Below are 24,718 nucleotides of genomic sequence, written 5' to 3'. Positions count from 1 at the left end.
ATTTTACCCGCCGTATCCTGAAAGATTAGGGTTGCAGCCATTGGCTGCAGTCACGGCTGCGGGATTGATGCAGCGCCCCCATATCTTGCTTCATTTCATCGGCATTTAGCCAGCGTTCCGGCAGGGGAGAGATCTTGACCCTGATCTCGGCGCTGCGCCCGGCGGGAACCTTGTCATCCGGTTGCGATCCTGTCTCCGGCACTATGAGCGCCACCTTGAGCGCCGGGTTGCGGCTGGCGATGCGGCTCGCGATCCCGAGCCCCCCCTCCACGTGGAAGTTGCCGGCGATGTGCATGATGCGCCGGCCGGGGTGCTGTTTGAGATAATCGACCATGCTCTCGGCCATGGTGTCGTCCCAGCTGGTCTGGGCGGCGAAGCGGCGGGCGTTGCCGTCGGCGTCCCCATGGTGCATCGAGGCCATAAATTTCTGGCGGTAGGGATCATCGCTGAGCGTGAGCTCGCGGGCGAGCTGGCTGCGGCGGCTGGCCGGCAGCTTGTCGAGCCACTCGGGGCCCTCCTGGCCGACACAGCTGACCAGCGGCTTGGGGGCGTTGGCGGCGATGACGCTCAGGCGCTGCGCCTTGGCGAACTCCACCAGCGGGCGATAGTCACTCGGGTAGTTGGGCCAGGCGTGACCCTCGCGGATCAGCGTGGACTCACCGATGCGCCCGGCCAGGTAGGCATCCAGCACGGCTTGATCGGCGCGGCTGAACTGCTCCATGGAGAGCACCAGTGCCCGGCCATCGGCCCGGGATGTCTCGGCCAGACCCGCCAGCAGGTTTGCCTGCAACAGGTGCACGGCCGGGTGGGTATGCAGTTCGCCCACCAGCACTATGTCGGCATCTGCCACCCGCTCCAGCGCCTGCGCCAGGTTGAGTGGCTGCTCGCTCTGCCCTTCGCTGAGTTGGTAGTGATAGAGGGTCCGGGGCGCCTCGCTCTGCGGCGGGGTGGCGCAGGCGGCCAGCAACAGGGGCAGGGCGAGCAGGGGCAGTCGTCGAGTCATGGCAATCTCACAGTGGACGAGGCGCTGTGCCATACGATGGCAGCATGGCGAGCAGGAAAAAAGAGGGGGCCAGTGTAAAACCTAACTGAGACAAAGTGAAATGAGAATGATTCACTTTATTATTGATCTTTATCGCTGGCTGAGTAATATGCCCACGGTTGATAATAATTCTCAATAAGGACTTTGCAGTGGCGCACAACAACACCCCCTCACTAATTGCCCTCGCCGTGGCGGCCGGCCTCGTTTCCCCGGCCTTCGCCGCAGACAAGAAAGCCGATGAAGTCATGGTCGTCAGCGGCTCCAGGATGGAGCAGAAGCTGGAAGATGTCTCAGGCCCCATCGCCGTCATCACCGCCGAACAGATCGAAGAGCAGGTCGTCAGCAACGTCGCCGACCTGTTCCGCTACGAGCCGGGTGTGAGCGTGCAGGGTGGGGCGGGGGATGCCCAGACCTTCACCATCCGTGGCATGAGCGAGAACCGGGTCAAGGTAGTGCAGGATGGGGTGCGCCAGAACGACGCCTACAAGAACGGCGGGGTCGGTCAGACCTATTTCGATACCGACATGATCAAGCAGGTCGAGGTGGCCAAGGGGCCGGCCTCCGCCGCTTACGGCTCGGATGCGCTGGGTGGCGTCATCGCCATCACCACCAAGGATGCCGGCGACTTCCTCAAGGGCAGGGACAGCTATCTGGATGCCACCACTGGCTATGCCTCCAGCAGCCACCAGAACATGGCCGGCTTCACCGGCGCCCTGCGCACCGGCGAGTTCGAGAATCTGCTGCGCTACACCTGGCGTGATGGCGGTGTGACCCAGAACTATGACGGCGACAAGGACGAGTTCGACATCCTCAGCCAGGCCGTGCTGTTCAAGAGCAAGTGGAATGTCAGCGACGATCAGTTCCTGAAGCTGACCGTCGACTACTTCACCGAAGGGCAGGATCCGGATGCCGTCGACCTGACCAAGGTGGGCTCCATCTTCAAGCAGCCGATCACCGACAAGGACACCGACAACCTCTCCCTGGTGCTGGATCACGGCCTGGCCCTGAACACCGCCTGGGCCGATCGCATCGACAGCAAGCTCTATTACACCCGCACCAAGCAGACCCTGGATCAGTACGCCTCCTCCAAGTACCCGGTCAAGCCGAACAACCCCTATGTGACCAAGACCTCCCTGGATCACAACGGCTTCAAGCAGGAGAGCCTGGGTGCCCAGGTGAAGTTCAGCAAGGCGCTCGACAGCCAGCGTCTGGCCTGGGGTGTCGAGTATGAGCACACCGACAACGAGCGTACCCGCTTCAAGGCGCCGGCCACCCCGGGCGACTTCGTCGGCTACAGCGAGCTGAGCTTCCCCTCCACCACCAGCGAGCGCAGCGCGCTCTGGGCCTTCGACGAGATCAAGTTCGGCGAGCGCTGGGTGCTGACCCCGGGTGCCCGTTACGACTACTACCGGATGACCCCGGACGAGGATCCTGCCTATACCGGCGAGAACCTGCAGAAGATCTCCGAGGGAGAGTTCTCCCCCAAGCTGGGTCTGGTGTTCAAGGCGCACGAGGCGGCCAACCTGTTCGCCCAGTACAGCCACGGCTTCAAGGCGCCCATGTATGACAGCGCCTTCTCGACCCTGAACCATCAGGCGTACGGCTATCGCATCGAACCGAACCCGAACCTGAAACCCGAGAGCAGCGACGGCATCGATCTGGGGGTGCGTGGCAGCGCTGGCGGCTTCAGCTACGAGGTGGCGACCTTCTACAACAAGTTCGACGACTTCATCGAGATGGTGCAGATCGGATCTGAAGGCCGCACCGCCATCTACCAGTACCAGAACCTGGACAAGGCGACCACCAAGGGGGCCGAGGTCAAGGCCGATTACTGGCTGAACGACCTGGTCAACCTGTGGGGCAACCTGGCCTATATCGACGGCAAGGACGGGGATGGCAACTACATCAACAGCCTGAGCCCGCTCAACGGCAGCCTTGGTGTGCGACTGGAGCAGCCGAACTGGAACATCAACACCGCCCTGCGCTTCGCCGACGACATGGACAAGGTGCGCAAGGATGCCAGAGGCAACGACAACATCAAGAGCGCCGGCTGGGGCGTGGTGGATATCTTCGCCCAGTTCAAGCCGATGGCCGATCTGCAGCTCAACGTCGGGGTCTTCAACCTGTTTGACAAGGAGTACGCCAGCTACGAGAGCATCACCGGCCTGAGCGCCACCAGCAGCACCAGCAACCTGACCGAGCCGGGCCGCAACCTGAGCGCCCGCGTCAAGTACGTGTTCTGATACGCAAAGTGACAGCGATGAAGAAGGGGCCGGATGGTCCCTTTTTTTATGGACGAAAACGGCGCCGTGCCCGCCACAAAAAAGAAACCCGCACGGGGCGGGTAGAAGGATTGCAACACTAACCAGGAGGAGGTGTTATTCAGTAGACCGGGGTATGTGACAAAGGTTCAACTTTATTGATATTTATGATTTTTACTGCCCGCTACCCCAGGGGATCCCCGCGCCAAAATCGGTTATCATTTGCCCCCCATGCACCTTGGTCGAGTCCCTATGCCCGCCTTCTCCTGGTTAGCCCTGTTCTTCGGCGCCTTCTACTTTGTCTACGGCGCCTATCTGCCGTTCTGGTCGCTCTGGCTGGAGGGCATAGGGGTGAGCGCCGAGCAGATCGGGCTGTTGCTGGGGGCCGGGATGGCGATCCGTTTCGCCGGCAACCTGCTGGTGATGGGCCAGATCAAGGGGGCCAGCCACCTGCTGCCGGTCACCCGGCTGCTCTGTCTGCTGAGCCTGCTGGCCTTCCTCGGCTTCTACCTCAGTCACAGCCTCTGGTGGCTGGTGCCGCTGACCCTGGTGGCGAACTTCATCTACCCGACCCTGATGCCGGTGGGGGAGGCGCTGGCCACCCGCATGGTGGTGCAGGCCCACCTCGACTATGGCAAGGTGCGGCTGTGCGGCTCCTTTGCCTTCATCGTCGCCTCCACCCTGGTCGGCGCCCTGGTGGGCAACTTCGGCAGCGACTGGGTGTTGCACTCCATGGTGGCGGGGCTGCTGGCGATGCTGGTGCTGAGCTGGTTGCCGCTGCAGCCGGCGCCCCAGGATCGCCAGGGAGAGCGGGCCAAGGCGTCGCTGCGGGACACGCTGCGATCGGCCCCCATGCGCCGCTTCCTGCTCATCACCGCCCTGCTGCAGGGCAGCCATGCCGCCTATTACGGCTTCAGCGCCATCTACTGGAAGGCGGCGGGCTACAGCGGCACCACCATCGGCTACCTGTGGGCGCTGGGGGTGGTGGCGGAGATCGGCATGTTTGCCGCGGACAAGCGCTTCCTCAACCGCTTCGGGGCCCAGACCCTGTTTCTGGTGGGGGCCGTCGGCTGCGTGGTGCGCTGGAGCCTGCTCGGTGCCTCCAGCGAGCTGCTGGTGCTGGTGCTCGGCCAGCTGCTGCACGCGGTCACCTTCTGCGTCAGCCACCTCGGCGCCGTGCGCTTCATGACGCGCCAGTTGCCCGCCGAGCAGCTGATCCCCGCCCAGGCGCTCTATGCGGCGCTCGGGCTCGGCATGACGGTGGCGGCGCTGATGACCCTGTGCGGCCTGCTGTTCGAGCCGCTGGGGGGCGGCATCTTCTTCATCATGGTGCTGGTGGTGCTGCCGGTCTTCGTCCTGCGCCTGCGCGGGCCGGCCGAGGGGACGCCGGCATGAGTGACGCTCGCCGCGGAGCATGACAGGGGCCCGCCGTCTCTCTAGACTGGCGGGGCTTTCAACACATCTGGACAAGGGAATTATGTAGATGCACCAAGGATGGCTGCTGATCGGGTTGTCGCTCGCCTATCTGGGATTGTTGTTCCTGATCGCCTTCGTGGCGGACAAGAACAAGCGCCGCCGCCTCAAGGGGCAGCCCCTGCTCTACAGCCTGTCGCTGGCGGTCTACTGCACCTCCTGGACCTTCTTCGGCACCGTCGGCCAGGCCAGCGAATCCCCCTGGTCGCCGGTGCCCATCTACCTCGGCCCCATGCTGGTGTTCCTGTTTGGCTGGCGCCTGCTGGCCCGCCTTATCCTGGTGGCCAAGCGTGAGCACATCACCTCCATCGCCGACTTCATCGCCGCCCGCTATGGCAAGTCCCAGCGCCTCGCCATGGTGATCAGCCTGATCGCCATCATGGGGATACTTCCCTACCTGGTGCTGCAGCTCAAGGCGATCGTCACCGGGCTGGATCTGCTGATGGCCAACTCTGTGCCCGTCGGTACCCTGGGTTCGACCGCCGGCAACAGCGCCGGGCTGGCCCTCGGCGTCGCCCTGCTGCTGGCGCTGTTCAGCATCTTGTTCGGCACCCGCAACCTGGATGCCACCGAGCATCACCGCGGCATGGTGGTGGCCATCGCCTTCGAGTCCGTGGTCAAGCTGCTCGCCTTCATGGGGGTGGGGGGCTTCGCGCTCTGGCTCATCATCAGCAAACCGAGCCCGGTCCGCAGCCAGGTGACCGACGACTTTCTCGATGCGGTGGTGGCGGTCACGCCGGGCAGCCTGCTGGAGCTCGCCATCTATACCCTGGTCGCCATGTGCGCCGTCATCTGTCTGCCGCGCCAGTTCCACGTGACTGTGGTGGAGAACAACCAGGGTCAGGATCTGCACTGGGCGCGCTGGCTGTTCCCGCTCTACCTGTTCCTGATGGGGCTCTTCATCTGGCCGCTGGCGCTGGCGGGCAAGCAGTGGGTCGGGGCCGGCATGGCCTCGGATACCTATGTCATCAGCCTGCCGATGTCGCTCGGCTACGACGGCATGGCGATGCTGGCGTTCCTCGGCGGCACCTCGGCGGCCACCGGCATGGTGATCGTCTGCACCATAGCCCTGGCCATCATGGTCAGCAACGATCTGGTGCTGCCGGTGCTGCTGCGCCGCTTCTGGCAGCAGGGGCGGGACGAGCGGCTGGTGCGGCTGCTGCTGCAGGTACGCCGTGGCGCCATCCTTCTGATCCTGCTGGCGGCCTGGGCGCTCTACCTCTGGCTCGGGGATCTCACCAGCCTGTCGCGCATCGGCTACCTGTCGTTTGGCGCCGTGGCCCAGTTCGCCCCGGCGCTGTTGCTCGGCCTCTACTGGCGCCACGGCAACCGCAAGGGGGTCTACCTTGGCCTGGCGCTCGGGGTCAGCCTCTGGTTCATCACCCTGCTGGCGGAGAGCGGCCTGCTGGCGGGCTCGCCGCTGGAGGCGCTGCTGGCGCCCCCTGACTGGCCCGCGTTCAGGGATCTGAGCCTGGGTGCCTGGTGCATCTTCCTGAGCCTGCTGCTCAACCTGCTCGGCTACGTGGCGGGCTCCCTGCTGTCGCGGGCGGCGGTGAGCGAGCGGCTGCAGGCGGCGAACTTCGTCGGCAAGCCGAGCCGGGATACCACTGCGCTCTATCAGGCGCGGGTCTCGGTCAAGGAGCTGGAGATGCTGGCGGCCCGCTTCGTCGGCTCGAGCCGGGTCAAGCGCGCCTTCGGTCGCTTCGCCGGCGAGCGCGGCGGCACCCTGGCGCCCCAGATGCAGGCGTCGGCGGAACTGATCGCCCACACCGAGCGGCTGCTGGCGGGGGTGTTCGGCACCTCGTCAGCCCGGCTGGTGCTGGCCTCGGCCCTGCAGGGGCGCAACATGCAGCTCGAGGAGATCGCCACCATAGTGGACGAGGCCTCAGACGTGTTCCGCTTCAACCGGGGGCTGTTGCAGGGGGCCATAGAGCACATGGGGCAGGGCATCTCGGTGGTGGACAGGGAGCTCAAGCTGGTGGCCTGGAACCGGCGCTACATAGAGCTGTTCCACTACCCGACCGGTCTCATCCAGGTGGGGCGCTCCATTGAGGAGATCATCCGCTACAACGCCGAGCAGGGGCTGTGCGGCGTGGGTGAGATCGAGGCCCATGTGGCGCGGCGGGTCGCCTTCATGCAGCGTGGCAGCCCTCATGTCTCGGCGCGGGAGCGGCCGGATGGGCGGGTGATCGAGATGCAGGGCAACCCCATGCCGGCCGGCGGCTTCGTGATGACCTTCACCGACATCACCCCGTTTCGGGCGGCGGAGCGGGTGCTGCGCGAAGCCAACGAGCACCTGGAGGCGCGGGTGGCCGAGCGCACCCACGAGCTGTCCGAGCTGAACCGTCAGCTGCTCTCGGTGAACCAGCAGGTGGAGCGGGCCAATCACTCCAAGAGCCGCTTCCTGGCGGCGGTGAGCCACGATCTGACCCAGCCCCTCAACGCCGCCAAGCTGTTCACCTCTTCCCTGCTGGAGATGCTGCCCCAGGCGGGGGAGCAGGCCCGCATCGCCCGCCACATCGACGATGCGCTGGGGGCGACCGAGGATCTCATCACCGATCTGCTCGACATCTCGCGGCTCGAGGCGGGCAAGTTCAAGGCCAGGAAGCTCGATTTCGCCCTGAGCGACGTGTTCGACAACCTCAAGGCGGAGTTCGGGGTGCTGGCCCAGGCGAGCGACATCCAGTTCTCGGTGGTGGAGAGCAGGCTGGCCGTGTACAGCGACGTGCGCCTGCTGCGGCGGGTGCTGCAGAACTTCCTCACCAATGCGTTTCGCTACAACCCGGCCGGCCGGGTGTTGCTCGGCTGTCGCCGGCTGGGGGACAAGGTGCGCATCGAGGTGTGGGACAACGGCCCCGGCATTCCCGTCGACAAGCAGGAGGCCATCTTCGACGAGTTCTCCCGCCTCGATCACTCGCGCACCGCCAGGGAGCAGGGACTGGGGCTGGGCCTCGCCATCGCCCGCGGCATCTCGCTGGTCCTGGGTCACCCGCTCTCCCTGCGCAGCTGGCCGGAGGCGGGCTCGGTGTTTGCCATCACCCTCAACCTCGCGACCCGGCCTGTGATGCCCGCTCAGGTGGCGGCGCCCGCCCCGCGCGACAGCCAGCTGGAGGGGGTCAGGATCCTCTGCATCGACAACGAGGACGATATCCTCACCGCCATGCACTCCCTGCTGGGGCGCTGGGGCTGCGAGGTACGCTGCGCCCAGAGCCTGGTGCAGGCGGAGGCGCTCATCGCCGACGGCTTCCAGCCCCAGCTGGTGCTCTCCGATTATCACCTGGATGACGGCAAGACCGGGCTGCAGGCGCTGCACATGATCCGGCTGGCCCATGGCAACGGCATCGGCGGCATCATCATCAGCGCGGATCGCAAGAGCGAGTTGCAGGCGCAGATCCGCGAGCACGGTTACGGCTATGTCAGCAAACCGGTCAAGCCGCTCAAGCTGCGGGCGCTGATGAACAGCTTGCTGTTACCTGTACGCTGATCAGATTGTCGGGTGCAAGACAGTGAGCCAACTCACAGAATTAATCGCCGACAGGCCGAGTCGGGAGTAATCACTTCATCCACTTATTGGGGGTGTTGCGGGTGGGACTCTGCATAATCGCGGCCAACTAGCAATAGTGAGTCCCATTCACTGTCATTTTTACTAGGTGGCGCGGGTCACGCGTTCATCTATAGTCATTCGGCGATTATTTTCATCGCAAATCAAGTTGTGCAAAAAAGGCAAACCGGATGAAAGTCCGGGACGCAAAGCCTCCGGTCTAAGGGTCAGAGTACCTAGGATAGCGGGGCCACCACAGGTTGTTTCGTCCATGGGCCAAGCCATGGTGCGATGTCGTCTGCGTTACCTGGCCGGTTGCGTTGCCTTTTTTCGTTGTTTATTCCAAAAACGAAAAAGGATGTTCACCTATGTTAAGTCCAAAACCTTCCCTGCTGGCGCTCCTGGTCGGGGGGCTCTGCACCACCTCCGCCTTTGCCGCGCTCCCCGGCAAACCCACCATCGGCTGGGGCGAAACCAAGTTCGCCATCGTCGAGGTGGATCAAGCCGCCACCTCCTACAACAAGCTGGTCAAGGTCCACGCCGATGGCGCCCCGGTCAGCGTGAGCTGGAACCTCTGGTCCGGTGAGCTGGGTCAGACCGCCAAGGTGCTGCTCGATGGCAGCGAGGTCTGGTCCGGCGCTGCCTCTGCCGCCGGCACCGCGAACTTCAAGGTGACCAAGGGGGGGCGCTATCAGATGCAGGTCGCGCTCTGCAACGCCGAGGGCTGTACCCTCTCCGACAAGAAAGAGATCCTGGTGGCCGACACCGACGGCAGCCACCTGGTGCCGCTCAAGGCGCCGCTGCAGGAGAACAACAAGCCTTACGCCAACAAGTCCGGCAAGGTGGTGGGGGCCTATTACGTGGAGTGGGGCGTCTATGGTCGCAAGTTCACCGTGGACAAGGTCCCGGCCCAGAACCTGACCCACATCCTCTACGGCTTCACCCCCATCTGCGGCGGCAATGGCATCAACGACAGCCTCAAGGAGATCTCCGGCAGCTTCGAGGCGCTGCAGCGCTCCTGTGCCGGGCGGGAGGACTTCAAGGTCTCCATCCACGATCCCTGGGCCGCCATCCAGATGCCGCAGGGTAACCTCTCTGCCTTTGACGAGCCCTACAAGGGCAACTTCGGCAACCTGATGGCGCTCAAGAAGGCCAACCCCGATCTCAAGATCCTCCCCTCGGTGGGGGGCTGGACCCTGTCCGATCCCTTCTTCTTCTTCGGTGACAAGAGCAAGCGCGACCTCTTCGTGGCGTCCATGAAGGAGTACCTGCAGACCTGGAAGTTCTTCGACGGGGTGGACATCGACTGGGAGTTCCCGGGTGGCCAGGGGGCCAACCCCAGCCTGGGTGGCCCGAACGATGGCGCTACCTATGTGGCGCTGATGAAGGAGCTGCGCGCCATGCTCGATGAGCTGGAGGCCAGCACCGGCCGTCAGTACGAGTTGACCTCGGCCATCAGCGCCGGTGGCGACAAGATTGCCAAGGTCGATTATCAGGCGGCCCAGCAGTACATGGACCACATCTTCCTGATGAGTTACGACTTCAGCGGCGCCTTCGACCTGCAGAACCTGGCCCACCAGACCAACCTGTTCGCATCCAGCTGGGATGCCAACACCAGGTACACCACCGACAAGGGCGTCAGGGCGCTGCTCGGCCAGGGGGTCACCCCGGGCAAGATAGTGGTCGGGGCGGCCATGTATGGCCGTGGCTGGAGCGGGGTGAACGGCTACCAGGCCGGCAATCCCTTCACCGGCAGTGCCACCGGCCCCATCAAGGGCACCTGGGAGAATGGCGTGGTGGATTACCGCGACATCGTCAACAACCGCATGGGCGCCGGCTGGGAGCAGGGCTATGACGAGACAGCCGAGGCGCCTTACGTCTTCAAGGCCAGCACCGGCGAGCTCATCAGCTTCGACAACGACCGCTCGGTCAAGGCCAAGGGGCAGTATGTGCTGGCCAACCAGCTCGGCGGCCTGTTTGCCTGGGAGATCGATGCCGACAACGGCGACATCCTCAACGCCATGCATGAGGGGCTCGGCAACGGGGACGGCGGCACCCTGCCACCGGTCAACAAGCCGCCGGTGGCCAATGCCGGCAGCGATCTGAGCGCCACGGGTCCGGCCGAGGTGACGCTCAATGGCAGCGCCTCCCATGATCCGGAGAACGGGCTGCTTGGCTACAGCTGGAAACAGGTCTCTGGTCCGCAGACCAGCCTGCTCGACGCCACTCAGGCCAAGGCCCGGGTGGTGCTCGATGGGGTCAGCGCCGACATCAACCAGGTGTTCGAGCTGACCGTCACCGACGATCAGGGCCTCAAGGCCAGCGATCAGGTGGTGCTGACCAACAAGGCGCCGCAGCCGAACCTGCCCCCCGTGGTGACGGTGCAGGACAAGGTCTCGGTGCAGGCGGGCAAGCAGCTGAGCATCAGTGCCAGCGCCACCGATCCCAACGGTGACAGCCTGAGCTATCAGTGGACTGTGCCGGCCGGTCTCAGCGCCAGCGGCCAGAACAGCAAGACCCTGGTGGTGACGGCCCCGAGCGTGACGGCCAACACGGATTACGAGCTGATCGTCACTGTGACCGACGGCGCCCTGGACAGCCAGGGTCAGACCCGCCTCACCGTGACCCCGGTCAGCGGGGGCGGCGAGTGCAATGCCACCGACCCGGACGCGGTCAACTGGCCCGCCTGGAAGGCCGCGACCACCTACAACGGGGGGGAGAAGGTGAGCCACAACCAGCTGGTGTGGCAGGCCAAGTACTGGACCCAGGGCAATGAACCTAGCCGCACCGCGGATCAGTGGAAGCTGATCAGCCAGGTACAGCTCGGCTGGGATGCCGGCGTGGCCTACAACGCCGGTGACCTGACCACTCACAACGGTCACAAGTGGAAGGCCCAGTACTGGACCAAAGGCAATGAGCCCGGCAAGCACGATGTCTGGCTGGATCAGGGCGCAGCAAGCTGCCCTTGATCCACAAAGGGGCGCGCGCCGCGCGCCCCTTTTTCCCATCGCAACGAGGATGCGGTTCGCCATCGGCGGATCGGCTGCGTTGCGCCGCAGGCACCAGGGTGCGCTGCGGTCGAAATTGAAGGATGTATGCAATGATAAAAACAACAAAAATGAACAGCCTGGCGCTCGCCATGCTGGCCGTGGGAACCGGCGCTATGGCACAACAGAATTCCATCACCGGGGAGTGGCGCATGGATCAGGCGCCACCACGGATCTACAACCAGCAGGCCTGGGTCAATAACTTCGCCCTGCAACTGCCGCTCGGGGCGACCTTCGCCCCCCACATGACCGCCTGGGACGAGAACGATGGCGATCTCAGCGCCCGTATCAAGCAGCTCGGCACAGTGAACACCCAGCAGGTCGGCAACTATCTGGCCAAGTACGAGGTGCGCGATAACGGCTTGCCCGATGGGAATGGTTATGTGGGTGTGGGGGCAGGCACCACCACGTTTTCATTGCCCGTCACCGTCTATGATCCCGCCGTGGCCATCCCGAGCGAAACCCAGCAGTTGGGTACCCTCTGGCAGGAGGCCCCCATGGCCGCGGGCATCTTGAAGCTTGGTCCCGGCCAGAGCCTGAGCCGGGACATCAAGGTGGCCTCGTCCGGGCATCCCCTGAGTGGGGATGCGCTGGAGATCACCCTGTTCAGGGTGCAGGAGGGGCTCTGGGGCGGCAACAACCGTCAGTTCAGCCTGCGTCTCACCGACAAGGAGAGCGGCGAACTCGCCTACGAGGGCGGCGTCCTGCTCGGTTCAGGCAAGCAGTTGACCCCGACCGCCCCCATCAAGCTGCGGGCCGATCGGGACTATGAGTTCCGCCTGACCTATGTCTCCGGCCCGAGCGAACAGGGCTTTCGTGCCAACGAGGAGAACGAGCTCTGGTTGACGGCCGAGGGGCAGCAGACGCGGGAGGCGAACCCCTATGCCCAGGTGCTGCCCGATCCGGCCAACAAGCTGGCCTTCGACCCGGGCTTGGGCTCTGACATGAAGCAGAAGCTGCTCAGCAGCCGGGGCGAGCCGGAGGCGCTGTTGATCTGCAAGGTGGCGGGCCCGCAGCCGGTGACCCTGAGTTATCGCATCGCCAACCCCGCGCTGGCGAGCCTGCAGCTGGTGCAGGGCGAGACCCAGGATCGGCTGCAACTGCAGGGGCTGGCGGCGGGGGAGACCTGGCTCGAGATCCTGGCAGATGATCGGCTGGTGGAGCAGGTGCGGCTGTTCATCACAGCCCCCAAGGAGGTCAGCGTCTCCTACAGCTATATCGCCTTCCCCGGCGAGCGCCAGAGCCACCTGTGGGGCGACGGCGCCACCATCATGGCGGACATGAGCCGCCGCTATGCCCCCTACAACATCAGCCTCAGCTGGGTGGACAACGGCGTGCTGGTGCACGAGTGGGACAAGAATGGCAATGGCCAGTCCAACGAGGCCGACCGCTCGGAGAAGGAGGCCCCATTTAATGAGGGCTGGATCCCGAATGCGGATCGGGTCTTCTCCAACCTCTATGTGCTGCGCGCCTACAAGGACGACGCCAGGGCGTGCAGCAGCATGGGAGGGGCCTCCTCCATCGGCATGGGCGCCGACAGCGGTGCGCCGCGCGCGGGCTACCGGAGCGCCTGCCCTGGCAACCATGCCGTCTATGGTCAGTCGATCACCCTGAGCCACGAGCTGGGCCACAACCTGGGGTTGTGGCACACGGGAGACGAGCCTTATCGGGAGAGCAACCTCATGACCGGAGGCCGCTTCGAGGGGGTCTTCTTCGCCAGCCAGTGGCGCACCATGCACCAGACCATAGAGGCCAGGATAGCGGCCGGCGATGCCGGGGTGAGCGAGCGCAATGACGAACCCGAGCTGCCGCCACCTGCGGTCAATCTGCCGCCCCTGGCCAACGCCGGCGGCGATCTGAGCACCAGGGGCCCGGCCGAGCTGGTGCTCGACGGCGCCGCCTCCAGGGATCCGGAGAACGGTGCCCTGCGCTACCACTGGCAGCAGGTCGCCGGTCCGCAGGCGTCGCTGAGGGATGCCGAGCAGGCGCAAGCCAGGCTGAGCCTGGGCACAGTCGCTCAGGATACCCAGCTGGCGTTCGAGCTGCGCGTCACCGACGAGCAGGGGCTGGCGGCCGTGGATCGCATGGTGGTGAGCCACCAGGCGCCACCGCCTAACCTGCCGCCCGTGCTGGCCGCGCTGGCACCCGCCTCGGTGCAGGCGGGCCAGCAGCTGAGCCTTACCGCCAGCGCCACAGATCCCAACGGTGATGCGCTCAGCTACCAGTGGACTGTGCCGGCCGGCCTCACCGCGACCGGTCAGAACAGTGCCACCCTGGTGGTCACGGCCCCGAGCGTGACGGCCAACACGGATTATGACCTGGCTGTGACCGTGACCGATGGCGCCCTGGATGCCCAGGGTCAGACCCGCCTCACCGTGACGCCGCTCGGCGGTGGCGGCGAGTGCAACGGCACCGATCCAGACGCGGCCAACTGGCCCGCCTGGCAGAGCGGCAAGGTTTACAACGGCGGCGACAGGGTTAGCCACAACCAGTTGGTGTGGCAGGCCAAGTACTGGACCCAGGGCAACGAACCACGCCGCGCCGCCGATCAGTGGGCGCTGCTCAGCCAGGTCCAGCTCGGCTGGGATGCCGGCGTGGCCTACGGCGGGGGAGAGCTCAGCACCCACAACGGCCGCAAATGGAAAGCCAGGTACTGGACCAAGGGCAACGAGCCCGGCCGGCACGCTGTCTGGCAAGATCTGGGGGCGGCCAGCTGCCCCTGATCCCCAGGGGGTGTGCGTCGCATACCCCTTTCCCCACCGTGGCATCCCGGCAAGAGCGCCCTCAGGCCGCTCCCGCACGGGGCACGGATGTGGCGGGTGACCCCTTCGCTTGCAAGATTCCTACAACAGGGCATGTGGACATGCCCCATAACAATGAGCACCACGACAATGAAAATAACCCACATAGCCAGCCTGATCATGACGACGCTGGCGAGCGGCCCCCTGCTGGCCGCGGTTCAGGCTCCTACCGTTCAGGCACCCACGGTTCAGCTATTCAATACCCAGCCCGCGCTCAACGATCTGCAAGGCACGCTGGCGGCGCAGGTGCAGTTTGCCCAGAGCCAGATCCTGCCGGCCCATGCCGTCGAGGGGGACAACCAGCCAAGGCTGACGGCCCAGCGCAAGAGCCTGCTGCTGGTCAGACCCCTGCAAGCCGAGAGCGGCGTGCCGATGACGGTGACGGCGCGAGATGGCGCGGGGCAAACGCTCGGCACCCTGGCCCTCAATCCGCCTGAGCAGTTGCCGAAGACGGCCTATTACCTCGACGGCTCGCCGGAGGAGGGGGTCGACTTCACCCCTGGGGCCGGCACCACCAATGTCATTCGCAGCAGCGCCGAGCTGGCCCGGCTGAGCGATCCGGCCGGGGCCTTGCTGCTCGAGCGGTTGGGGCAACATGCCCTGGTGGAGATCCAGACCGCCGACGGCCAGTGGGTCAGAGACATGCGGCTGCCGGGCGGGGCGGCGCTGGAGGGCAAGATGGTGCGTACCCGCTCCAATGCCGGTTATAACTCGACCGTCTATTACAGCGGCCGCCAGGTGACGCTCTCCCGTGGCCAGACCCTGCAGTTCAAATTCGTCGGGGGCCAGTGGATCCGGGACGGGGAGCTTGAGAATAACGGCATCCGCTATGCGAGCGACGCCTGGAGTGCCGTGCTGCCCGCCGATTGGATCCGGCCAGGCCTGGCCTTGCAACTCAGCCAGGGGGCCCTCAGCGGCGAGCTGACGGATCTGCAGGTCGGGGCCCCGAGTGAGCTGCTCATTCACACCATAGACCTCGGCATGCTGACCACGCCGCGCGACCAGTTTGCCTTCGCCAAGGATCCCGAGGCCCATCGCGAGTACTTCCAGACGGTGCCGACCAGCCGGCTGATTGTCAGCCAGTATGCCCCGCTGTCACTGCCTGAAGTCATGCTGCCGGATGGCACCCTGCTCACCGATTTCGATCCCGGCCAGGGCGGCTGGCACGAGGGCACCATGCGCCAGCGCATCGGCAAGGAGCTCATCTCTCTGGGCATCGACAATGCCAACTACGGCATCAACAGTACCGCCGGGGAGGGGGAGAGCAGCCATCCCTATGTGGTGGCGCAGCTGGCGGCCCACAACAGCCGCGGCAAGTACGCCAACGGGGTGCAGGTGCACGGTGGCTCGGGCGGGGGCGGCATCGTCACCCTGGACAGCTCGCTCGGCAATGAATTCAGCCACGAGGTGGGCCACAACTATGGCCTAGGCCACTATGTCGGCGGCTTCCTGGGCTCGGTGCACCGCAGCGCGGAGGCGGTCAACTCGAGCTGGGGCTGGGATGGGGATCGCAACCGCTTCATCCCCAACTTCGGGGTCACCCGCACCGGCCAGAGCACCTGCCTCGACGGTCAGTGCCAGGCCCCCTTCGACGAGCACCCGTTCGGCTTCGACGCCATGGCGGGCGGGGCGCCCTTCTCCAGCTTCAACCGCTTCACCCTCTACAGCCCCAACTCGGCCGCCATCATCCAGCGCTTCCTCGAGAGCAAGGCGGTGTTCGATGCGGCCTCGCCGACCGGGTTCAGCAAGTGGAATGCCGCCACGGCCAGGATGGAGCCCTACCAGCACAGGGTCGATCTGCTGGAGCAGATCACCGCGCCGGTCAGCGACTTGAGCGAGGCGAAGCTGACGGCCCTGCTGGCGGAGTACGATCTGGTCAGGGTCGCCATGGGGGATGGCAACTGGACGCGCAACATCCAGATGCCGCTCGCGGCGGCCGGGAATGCGGGGCGCATCCTGACCGTCGAGCACGGCGCCGCCTACAACAGCACCCTCTTCATCAACGGTCAGCAGATCACCGTCTCCCGTGGCTTCAAGAAGAGCTACACCTCGGACGGCAGCCGCTGGAACGAGGGGCCGCTGGTGGATCTGCGGGTGCCGCGCAAGCCGCAGGCGTTCGGGGTGCCGGTGACCACCCTGGTGGGCTATTACGATCCGCGCGGACTCTTGCCCAGCTACCTCTATCCGGCGCTGCACGGCGCCTATGGCTTCAGTTACGGCGATGACACGGGGCGGGTGGCGGAGCGCGATTGCCAGCTGCAGGTGGAGACCCGCGATGGCCTGCTGCGCTTCCGGCTGGCCAATCACCGCCTCAATGGTGGCGTGATGAACAAGTTCCACGTCAACCTGCCTACGGCCAGCGAACCGAGCAGCGCCACCGTGCTCTGCGCCGGCCAGGTGCTGGATCAGGCGTCGATCCCGGCGGTGGGCGAGGCGCTCACCTTCACCGTCAATGGGCGTCCCCTCGAGTAAGGGCGCATCTCTGCTCGTTCCCGTGGGGAGCTGCCTGTGTCAGCGGCGCTGTCGATATGCATGCCCGTGAAATAAAAAAGGCCCGTCAGGGCCTTTTTTCATGGGGGAGTGGATGCGCTTAGAGCGGCTTCTGCCACAGGCCCAGCAACACATCCTGCTCCAGCTCATCCGGTCCCTGGTGGGTGAAGGCGTGGCGCTGCTCACCGCCAGCCCGCCAGCCGAGGCGGCTGGTTTCCAGGATGTGGCCGCGCAGGCCCTGATCCATGGTCATGGAGAACTGGCAGCGCTGCTGCTCAACCGGGTTGAGGCCCGCCAGGGTCGGCCAGCTGAGGGGGTGTTCCATGCTCACCGGGTTGAGGCTGACCCTCAGCTGCCACTGGTGGCGGGGGCCCGGTTGCAGATAGAGCAGATAGCCGCCCGGCGCCAGCCAGCTGACCAGCTGCTCGGTCTTGACCTTGAGATCGTTGACCAGCAGCACCTGGGCCGTGCCGGCTTGCAGCGGGGCGCGGGCCGGATCGGCGATGACGAAGTGGCCGTCCGGCTGCGCCTTGTTGGCGGCGAAGATGGCGTTCTTGGCGAGATCGATCCCGCCGAAGTGCCAGCCGGGCAGGCGCTCGGCCAGGGCGCGGCAGTAATAGCCTTCGCCGCAGCCGAGGTGGATCAGCTCATGAGTGCCGAGCGGTGCCAGCAGGGCGCTCATCGCCTCGATCAACGGCAGCTGGTGGCCCTGTTCCAGGAAGTGGCGCTTGGCCCGCATCAGCATGCGGCTGTCGCTGTCCTTGGGATCCTTCTTGCCGGGGATGAGGTCGAGATAACCCTCGGGCGCCGGGTCAAAATGGTGTTTGTTGTCGCAATAGACCCCGCGGGAGGCTTCGTGAAGATGCAGGGGGCTGCGGCACAGGGGGCATTGAAGATGCATAGGCGTAGGTACTCTCTTGGCGAAGGCCATGAAACGGGAGGGCGTTCGGGATTATAGGGGAAGATGATCGAAAAAGGCTGCCGTGGCAGCCTTTTATCTGACGGCTCTGGACGGAGCCTTGGATCCGATCAGCGGGTACCAAACACCACTATGGTCTTGCCGTGGGCGGAGATGAGCTCCTGCTCCTCCAGCATCTTGAGGATGCGGCCGACGGTTTCGCGAGAGCAACCGACGATCTGGCCGATCTCCTGGCGGGTGATCTTGATCTGCATGCCATCCGGGTGGGTCATGGCATCCGGCTGCTTGGCCAGGTTGAGCAGGGTCTGGGCGATCCGGCCGGTCACGTCCAGGAAGGCGAGGTTACCGACTTTCTGGCTGGTGTGCTGCAGGCGCTTGGCCATCTGGCCGGAGAGGCGCAGCAGGATATCCGGGTTGACCTGGATCAGCTGGCGGAATTTCTTGTAGGAGATCTCGGCGACTTCACAGGCTCCCTTGGCACGTACCCAGGCGGAACGTTCCGGATTCTCGTTCTCTTCGAACATCCCCATCTCGCCCAGGAAATCCCCCTGATTCAGGTAGGACAGGATCATCTCCTTGCCCTCGTCATCCTTGATCAGGACGGCGACTGTTCCCTTGACGATGTAGTAGAGGGTTTCCGCTTTCTCACCGGCGTGGATCAGGGTGCTCTTGGCGGGATACTTATGAATGTGGCAATGCGACAAGAACCACTCCAGGGTGGGATCGCTTTGCGGTTTGCCAATGATCATGAGACTTCCTCTGTAGTGTCTTTTTTATGGACTCGTGCGTCCAGGCAAGTTGCCAGTCTTGCCATTCCTTGTTTGGGTCGCAGTAGGATAAGAGCCTTTGTCTGTGCTGACAAGGCTTTGGGGACTTTTGCCCGTCGCCCTTGCTTCGTTCTGCTGCGCCATCCCGGTCATTCTAGGCAAGATGAGGGGGCTGGATGTTGATTTCGATCTATTTACGACAGGGTCTGTCGAGCTTTCGGCGCAAGCTGCGATCTGACGAGAGATCTGACCCTGTGCAAGAGAATCGACTGTGCCACTCGGACCCTGGCTGAGGTATGCTATGAGCGTTAGAACCGTTGTCATTGAGAGGAAATGTGAGATGAAAGCCAAGGTCAGCTGGGTGGAAGGCATGAAGTTTGTGGGCGAGAGCGAGTCCGGTCATCAGGTGACTCTGGACGGCGCCAACCCGGGCGAAGGTGCCAGCCCGATGGAGATGATCCTGCTGGCGGTCGGTGGTTGCAGCTCCATCGATGTGGTCTCCATTCTGGAGAAGGCTCGTCAGTCCGTGACCGCCTGCCACGTGGAGCTTGCCGGGGAACGGGCCGAGTCAGTGCCCAGGGTATTCGAGAAGATCCATCTCAACTTCGTCGTGACCGGCAAGGGGCTGGCCGAGAAGCAGGTGGCCCGCGCGGTCGACCTGTCGATGGAAAAGTACTGCTCAGTTTCCCTGATGTTGGAAAAAGCGGTCGAAATTACTCATAGTTATCAAATTCTTGAAGCTTGATAGTTGTAGTTTGTCCCGTCGATAACGCCATGACATAAGGAAAGTGCGATGAAAAAGATGATAATGTTGCTTCCCCTGTTCGGACTGGCCGCCTGCAGCATGCCGCAGCCGACCCAGTATCAATACAGTCAGTATCAGTGTGGGGAAGAGATGTTGGCCATCACCTATGATGCCCAGGCCGACATGGTGCAGTTCCCTTACGCCGGGGTGTATCACAAGCTGGGCCGCATCGAGTCGGCCAAAGATACCGCCAGCTATTCCGATGGGGTGACCACCTTCTCCCATCAGGACAAGCATGCCACCCTGGTGCAAAAAGGCGTGACGCTGCTCAGCTGCGATCTCAAGTAACCGTCATCGGTATCAGCCAGTGTGTGCCAACAACGGCCTGCAACATGCAGGCCGTTGTGCTATGAGGCGAACAGCATCAGCGGGTGGGCAGGGCGCCCAATAATTGCTCGGCCAGCTGCTGGCTCAATTGCTGGCGGGTCGCGTCGTCGATGGGGGTGTCGCTGGCGAGCTGGATGGCGCTGCTCCACAGCGTCTGCTGGGTCTGCCGATCGAGCAGCATGATGGCCAGGGTGCCCTTGCGTGCATCGGCGCCGGCCTGCAGGCCCGGTGTCATGCCGAGACGGGAAAATATCTCGCCATCGCTCATGTCCTTGCTGCCCGCCACCCCGATGGCGACCCAGACGTCGGCCTCATCGAGCGGCACGCTCTGCCAGCCCTTGCCGTTGAGATCCCGGCTGACGGCCTGCTGCACCGGCTCCAGCCAGCCCGCGGCACTGTTGCTCGCATACTGGAACTGCTCGGCCAGCGCATAGCGCGGCGTCGCCCCGTAGCGCCAGTTGTCCGCCGGGCGCACCACCATGGTGCCCGTCTCGACGGCGGGGGCGGCGGGGCCCGTACTGCAACCCGCCAGCAGGCTGGCCAACATGAATGAAAGAAGTGCACCGCGCATCGTAAGCTCCTTGGCTCAGGTGATCTTGCCGGTTTCTAACAGCTGCTGGATCAGGGGGCGCAGGATCAGCTCCATCGCGAAGCCCATCTTGCCCCCCGGCACCACTATGGTGTTCATCCTGGACATGAAGGCGCCATCGATCATCGACAGCAGGTAGGGGAAGTCCACCTGCTTGATGCCCCGAAACCGGATCACCAGCATACTCTCGTCCAGGCTGGGTATCACCTTGGCGCTGAAGGGGTTGGAGGTATCGACGGTCGGTACCCGCTGGAAGTTGATGTGGGTGCGGGAGAACTGCGGCGTGATGAAGTTGATGTAGTCATCCATGGAGCGGACGATGGAGTCGGTGACCGCCTCGCGGGAGTGGCCGCGCTCCGAGGTGTCGCGGATGAGCTTCTGGATCCACTCCAGGTTGACGATGGGTACCACGCCGATGAGAAAGTCCACGTGGCGGGCCACGTTGTGCTCGCCGGTGACCACGCCGCCGTGCAGGCCCTCATAAAACAGCAGATCTGTCTCCCCCGGCAAGTCCTGCCAGGGGGTGAAGGTGCCCGGCATCTGGTTGAAGGGCACCGCCTCGTCGAAGCTGTGCAGATAGCGCCGATACTGGCCGCTGCCGCTCTGGCCGTACTCCTGGAAGAAGGACTCCAGCAGGCCGAAGTCGTTGGCCTCGGGGCCGAAATAGCTGATGTGGCGCCCCTGCTCGCGCGCCTTGCGGATCGCCACGTCCATCTCGGGTCGGGTATAGCGATGAAAACTGTCCCCCTCGACCACGGCCGCCTGATAACCCAGCTGATGAAACATGGATCGGAAGGCGTTGGTGGAGGTGGAGGTGCCGGCCCCGGACGAACCGGTAACCGCGATGATGGGATGCTTGGCCGACATAGCGTTCTCTCTTCCTTGGGAGTTCCGTTATAAGGGCAGGGCCGGAGTGCGGTCAAGTGCGCCTTGGATGCCCGGCCGCAGGCATTGGCCGCCCGGGGCCAGCTTCCTGGCCGCGGCAATGGAGTCAGGGATTGTCGCAGCCTGCGCCGGACATGGCCCGCTCCCGGCGTCGGCAGGGTATCATCCCCGGTTTGGCATCAGCCTCCGCTGCCTGCCTCCACCCATGTCCCGGTTGAGAACAGGATAGGCGTTATTCCGGGTAGTCTTCCCGTGGTGCACCGCTCAGGGTCGCCTTGGGCACGACGTTGACACTCTCGTGCAGCTCGCTGTAGACGAGCACGGCACTACCTTGTAGTAATTGTTGTCTGACCTCATCAACCTTGTCGGCCAGGCTGACATCTTGTTCACCGTATTCGGTGCCTTCTTGCAAGACAAAATGCTCGAGCAGGTTGTTGAGGGTATCTGGATCCAGCTCTTGCCAGGGGATAATCATGGTTTCATCTTCAGTGACGCGCGTGTGGATATTGTCTGCGTCTCACCCGCAATCGCAAGGGATTTGTGTGGCCAAAAGCGGGAGTGTCTATGCTATCTGCTGAACAGCGCCGCCTCTCCAGTCATTTCGATCAGCACCTGAACGAGGCACGTCGGCGCGCCCTGAAAGCCGGGCTGCGCTGGTACTGGGTCATCAATCTGATCGCCATCCTGTTCTTGCTGACCCGTTTCTACATTTTTCGGGATGCTCACCTGTTGCTCGTCAACGTTCTGCCCTGGTCCTATGAGTTGCAGCTCATCACCATGGCTTGCGTATGTCTGCTGCTACCAATGGGGTGGCTATGGCTCTCCCGACAACCTCATGCCGTCTGGCAACCCTCTCTGTGGGTCTGCGGCCTGTGCTGGGGTATGGCTTGGGCGTCGGTGGGGTATACCATCTCGATCGTCGACTTGAAGGGGGGCTTCAACCTTATCTTCAACATGATCAGCCTGCTGCTGCTGACTGGCCTCATCGCCTCTTATTGCGATGTGCGGCTGTTCTACACGCTGGCGGCGGCCCCCTTGTCTTTTCTGTTGGCACGAGCCTCATGGAGCCCCGAACAGTTCGTCATGCTCAACTTTATTGTGGTCGGGGTGCTGCTGATCGTGCTGGAGACCGGGCGACGGATGCTCAACAGCTGGTTCGAGCTGGCGGTGTCGCGGGAGCACGAGAATCTGGTGCTGGCGCGCAAGCTGGATGCCATGGCCAATCGGGACCCCCTGACCGGGCTCGCCAACCGCCGTCACTTCGATCGGGTCTGCAAGAACGCCATCGCACAAGGTACGACCCTGGAGACGCCGCTCACGCTGATCCTGCTCGACGTGGATTTCTTCAAACGTTACAACGATCACTACGGTCACCAGGCCGGCGATGAGTGTCTGATCCTGGTGGCAGAGTGTCTGGAAGAGAGCGCGCGCGAGTCCGGCGATCTGGTGGCCCGTTACGGCGGAGAGGAGTTTGTGGTGTTGCTGCAAGACACGGATCTGGCGGGTGGCGAGCGGGTCGCCGAGCGCATCCGCCATACCCTGGCGGCTCGCGCCCTGCCCCATGAGGGGTCAGCGGTGGCGCCCCATCTCACCCTGAGTCAGGGCATAGCCCAATGGCGCCAGGGAGAGAGCCTGGTCATGCTGCTCGAGCGGGTGGATGGCGCCCTCTATCAAGCCAAGGGGGAGGGGCGCAACTGCTACCGGCTCGCGCCCTGAGTCTGTTCCCGCAGCCACAGGCTGATCCGCTCCTCCAGCCAGAAGCGGGGCCGCCAGGGGGTGCCGTGCAGGAATCCCACGTGCCCGCCGCGCCGGCTCAGCTCGTAGCGCACCATGGGGGAGAGTTGCTCAGGTTGCGGGATCACCGCCTGGGACATGAAGGGATCGTCGGCGGCATGGAGCACCAGGGTCGGGATGGGGATGCTGGCCAGCAGGCTGAGGCCGGAGCAGGTCCGGTAGTAGTGATCGGCACTGTCGAAGCCGTGCAGGGGGGCGGTGACCTGCTCGTCGAAGTCGCGCAGGGTGGCGATGCGACTCACCTGCTCCGGCCGCCAGCGGGCACCGGCGGCGCCCTGGTGGCGGATCTTGCTCTGCAGGTTGGCGCGCATGGTGCGCAGCAAGTAGCGCTGATAAACCCGGGAGAACCCCTGATTGACCCTGTCGGCGCAGCTGGCCAGCTGCAGCGGCGCCGAGATCACCACAGCGGCCGTCAGCTCGCCCGGGCAGCCGCGCGCCAACAGATTGACCAGCATGTTGCCCCCCAGGGAGTAGCCGATGGCGATCATCGGCTTGCCGGGGAAGCGACGACCGAGCTCGGCGATCAGCGCCTGCGCATCCTCGATGGCACCGGAGTGATAGGCCCGCAGCAGGCGGTTCGGCTCGCCGCTGCAGCCACGAAAGTGCATCAGTACCGCCTCATCCCCCTGCCGCTGCAGGTGGGCAAACAGCCCCTTGGCATAGTGGGAGTGGATGCTCCCCTCCAGGCCGTGAAACAGCACCAGCAGCGGCCGGGCATCCTGGCTGATGGGGCCGCTCCAGGCGAGATCGACGAAGTCGCCATCAGCTAGTTCGAACCGCTCAGCGGTGAAGCGCGCCGGCGTGCGGCGCAGCCACTTCGGCAATATGGTCTGCAGATGGGGATTGCGGGCCCACCAGGGGGCGTGGAAGTGGCTTTCTGTCAGCATGAAACGGCTCTGGCTCTAAGTAGCGGGCGGCGAGCCTCTGCTCTCTGCTCGCCGCGGTGGTCAGGCGGGCAGGCGGTCGTGGTGCTCGGCGCCGCGCAGCATGGCCTGGATCAGTTCGTTGGCCTCAAACTTGGTCAGCGCCTCATGGGCCCCGACCTGATGGGCCCGCTCCACGCTGATCTCGCTGGAGAGGGAGGTGTGCAGGATGATGTAGGCCTCCGCCAGCTTGGCGTCGCTCTGCACCTCGAAGGCCAGCTCGTAACCGTCGAGCCCCGGCATCTCGATGTCGCTCACCAGTATGTCGATGGGGCTGCCCTGGCCGACCCTGGCCTGCATCAGGCTGAGGGCATCGCGCCCGTTGGTGCACACCTCGTAGGGAATGTTGATGTAATCGAGGGCCGCCATCAACTGGCGGCGGGCGACGGAGGAGTCGTCCACCAGCAGGATCCGCATCGGCTTGAGCCGCTCACGCTGCACATCGGTCAGCACGGGATAGAGATGGCTGGGATCGTCCGGATAGACCCGGGACAAAATCAGCTCCACGTCCAGCAGCTGGATCAGCTGCTCGCCCACCTTGGTCACCCCGGTCACGAACACGTTCTGGCCGAGGGAGGGGGGCGGCGGCTCTATGTCACGCCAGTTGCACTCGGTGATCTTGTCGATGCCGCGCACCAGGAAGCCCACCAGGGTGCGGCGGCAATCGGTGATGATGATGAAGCACTGCGCCATCTCTTCCCTGGCGATGCGCCTGTAACCCACCGCCATCGCCATGTCGATCACCGGTATGGTGGTGCCGCGCATGCTGGCGGCACCCAGCACGGTCGGGTGGGAGTGCGGCATGGCCGTGAGCTGGGTGTAGGGAACTATCTCCTTCACCTTGAGGGTACCGATGGCGAAGGATTGTCGGGCAGAGAGGTGAAACAGCAACATGCCCTGGGATTGGTTGGCCTTGCTCGTCATGGCGGATGTCCTGTTGAACTAAACGGTGGCGGTCGGCTTGGCATTCAGCATAGAGGATGATGAAAGCGATGAGCTGCCTGTTATTAACGGCCGTTGGTCATGAAACTGGATCGCTTTCACCATTTTTTGT

At 64.2% G+C, this 24,718-nt stretch carries 18 protein-coding genes and 1 riboswitch; of the genes, 10 read left to right on the top strand and 8 right to left on the bottom strand.

Annotated elements, in window-relative coordinates; all coding sequences use genetic code 11:
• Nucleotides 1–25: 25 nt before the first annotated feature.
• Nucleotides 26–1,003 carry a ChaN family lipoprotein gene (locus tag EL255_RS16905; protein ID WP_042654325.1) on the bottom strand — a complete coding sequence of 326 codons (978 nt, stop codon included), beginning with the start codon at nt 1,001–1,003 and terminating at the stop codon, nt 26–28.
• 188 nt (nt 1,004–1,191) lie between these two features.
• Here EL255_RS16905 and EL255_RS16900 point away from each other — a divergent pair, with 188 nt between their 5' ends.
• From EL255_RS16900 to EL255_RS16875, 6 genes are all read left to right on the top strand, one after another.
• A complete protein-coding gene (locus EL255_RS16900; protein WP_042654213.1) occupies nt 1,192–3,285 on the top strand; it encodes a TonB-dependent hemoglobin/transferrin/lactoferrin family receptor in 2,094 nt (697 codons plus the stop codon).
• Between the two features lie 270 nt (nt 3,286–3,555).
• Nucleotides 3,556–4,698: a 3-phenylpropionate MFS transporter gene (locus EL255_RS16895; protein WP_042654212.1), complete on the top strand. Its 1,143-nt coding sequence runs from the start codon at nt 3,556–3,558 to the stop codon at nt 4,696–4,698.
• Between the two features lie 88 nt (nt 4,699–4,786).
• On the top strand, nt 4,787–8,260 hold the full coding sequence (locus tag EL255_RS16890; protein ID WP_042654211.1) for a hybrid sensor histidine kinase/response regulator: 3,474 nt from the start codon (nt 4,787–4,789) through the stop codon (nt 8,258–8,260).
• 228 nt (nt 8,261–8,488) lie between these two features.
• A riboswitch (cyclic di-GMP riboswitch) is annotated at nt 8,489–8,575 on the top strand.
• A gap of 110 nt (nt 8,576–8,685) precedes the next feature.
• Nucleotides 8,686–11,286 (top strand): glycosyl hydrolase family 18 protein, encoded by a 2,601-nt coding sequence (locus tag EL255_RS16885; RefSeq protein ID WP_042654210.1) that lies wholly within the window; start codon nt 8,686–8,688, stop codon nt 11,284–11,286.
• Between the two features lie 131 nt (nt 11,287–11,417).
• The gene (locus EL255_RS16880; RefSeq protein ID WP_170176017.1) at nt 11,418–14,087 is read left to right on the top strand and encodes a PKD domain-containing protein; all 2,670 of its coding nucleotides are present in this window, start codon (nt 11,418–11,420) and stop codon (nt 14,085–14,087) included.
• Nucleotides 14,088–14,255: 168 nt separating this feature from the next.
• On the top strand, nt 14,256–16,637 hold the full coding sequence (locus EL255_RS16875; RefSeq protein WP_408608781.1) for a M66 family metalloprotease: 2,382 nt from the start codon (nt 14,256–14,258) through the stop codon (nt 16,635–16,637).
• Between the two features lie 118 nt (nt 16,638–16,755).
• Here EL255_RS16875 and EL255_RS16870 read toward each other — a convergent pair whose 3' ends face one another.
• On the bottom strand, nt 16,756–17,556 hold the full coding sequence (locus EL255_RS16870) for a putative RNA methyltransferase (RefSeq protein ID WP_042654208.1): 801 nt from the start codon (nt 17,554–17,556) through the stop codon (nt 16,756–16,758).
• Between the two features lie 128 nt (nt 17,557–17,684).
• Entirely contained in the window at nt 17,685–18,323 is a 639-nt protein-coding gene (gene crp, locus EL255_RS16865; RefSeq protein ID WP_025328082.1) for a cAMP-activated global transcriptional regulator CRP, read from the bottom strand.
• A gap of 358 nt (nt 18,324–18,681) precedes the next feature.
• On the opposite strand from crp, the gene EL255_RS16860 reads away from it, so the two are divergent.
• Genes EL255_RS16860 through EL255_RS21805 form a run of 3 tightly spaced genes read left to right on the top strand, consistent with a single transcriptional unit; the run spans nt 18,682 to nt 19,537 of the window.
• Nucleotides 18,682–19,086 carry an OsmC family protein gene (locus EL255_RS16860; RefSeq protein ID WP_042654207.1) on the top strand — a complete coding sequence of 135 codons (405 nt, stop codon included), beginning with the start codon at nt 18,682–18,684 and terminating at the stop codon, nt 19,084–19,086.
• Nucleotides 19,087–19,134: 48 nt separating this feature from the next.
• Complete coding sequence (locus tag EL255_RS16855; protein WP_042654206.1) at nt 19,135–19,434, top strand: MliC family protein; 300 nt, start codon at nt 19,135–19,137, stop codon at nt 19,432–19,434.
• A gap of 19 nt (nt 19,435–19,453) precedes the next feature.
• The gene (locus tag EL255_RS21805; RefSeq protein WP_370302257.1) at nt 19,454–19,537 is read left to right on the top strand and encodes a hypothetical protein; all 84 of its coding nucleotides are present in this window, start codon (nt 19,454–19,456) and stop codon (nt 19,535–19,537) included.
• Here the strand turns inward: EL255_RS21805 and EL255_RS16845 are convergent.
• From EL255_RS16845 to EL255_RS16835, 3 genes are all read right to left on the bottom strand, one after another.
• Complete coding sequence (locus EL255_RS16845; RefSeq protein WP_042654205.1) at nt 19,511–20,044, bottom strand: DUF4136 domain-containing protein; 534 nt, start codon at nt 20,042–20,044, stop codon at nt 19,511–19,513. The two genes, EL255_RS21805 and EL255_RS16845, sit on opposite strands and share 27 nt — an antisense overlap.
• A gap of 15 nt (nt 20,045–20,059) precedes the next feature.
• A complete protein-coding gene (locus EL255_RS16840; protein ID WP_042654204.1) occupies nt 20,060–20,929 on the bottom strand; it encodes a phosphoribulokinase in 870 nt (289 codons plus the stop codon).
• A 250-nt stretch (nt 20,930–21,179) separates the two neighbouring features.
• Entirely contained in the window at nt 21,180–21,422 is a 243-nt protein-coding gene (locus EL255_RS16835; protein ID WP_042654203.1) for a YheU family protein, read from the bottom strand.
• Between the two features lie 89 nt (nt 21,423–21,511).
• On the opposite strand from EL255_RS16835, the gene EL255_RS16830 reads away from it, so the two are divergent.
• Nucleotides 21,512–22,663, top strand: a complete 1,152-nt coding sequence (locus tag EL255_RS16830; RefSeq protein WP_042654202.1) for a GGDEF domain-containing protein — start codon at nt 21,512–21,514, stop codon at nt 22,661–22,663.
• On the opposite strand, the gene EL255_RS16825 is transcribed toward EL255_RS16830, so the two are convergent.
• Nucleotides 22,645–23,628, bottom strand: coding sequence for a hydrolase (locus EL255_RS16825; RefSeq protein ID WP_042654201.1), 984 nt, complete (start codon nt 23,626–23,628; stop codon nt 22,645–22,647). The two genes, EL255_RS16830 and EL255_RS16825, sit on opposite strands and share 19 nt — an antisense overlap.
• A gap of 60 nt (nt 23,629–23,688) precedes the next feature.
• Complete coding sequence (locus EL255_RS16820) at nt 23,689–24,588, bottom strand: chemotaxis protein (RefSeq protein WP_042654200.1); 900 nt, start codon at nt 24,586–24,588, stop codon at nt 23,689–23,691.
• Nucleotides 24,589–24,718 lie beyond the last annotated feature (130 nt).

The organism is Aeromonas encheleia (assembly GCF_900637545.1).
Taxonomy (GTDB): Bacteria; Pseudomonadota; Gammaproteobacteria; order Enterobacterales; family Aeromonadaceae; genus Aeromonas; species Aeromonas encheleia.
Note: the sequence above shows the minus strand (reverse complement) of the source record. Positions and strands in the feature narration are given on the sequence as shown.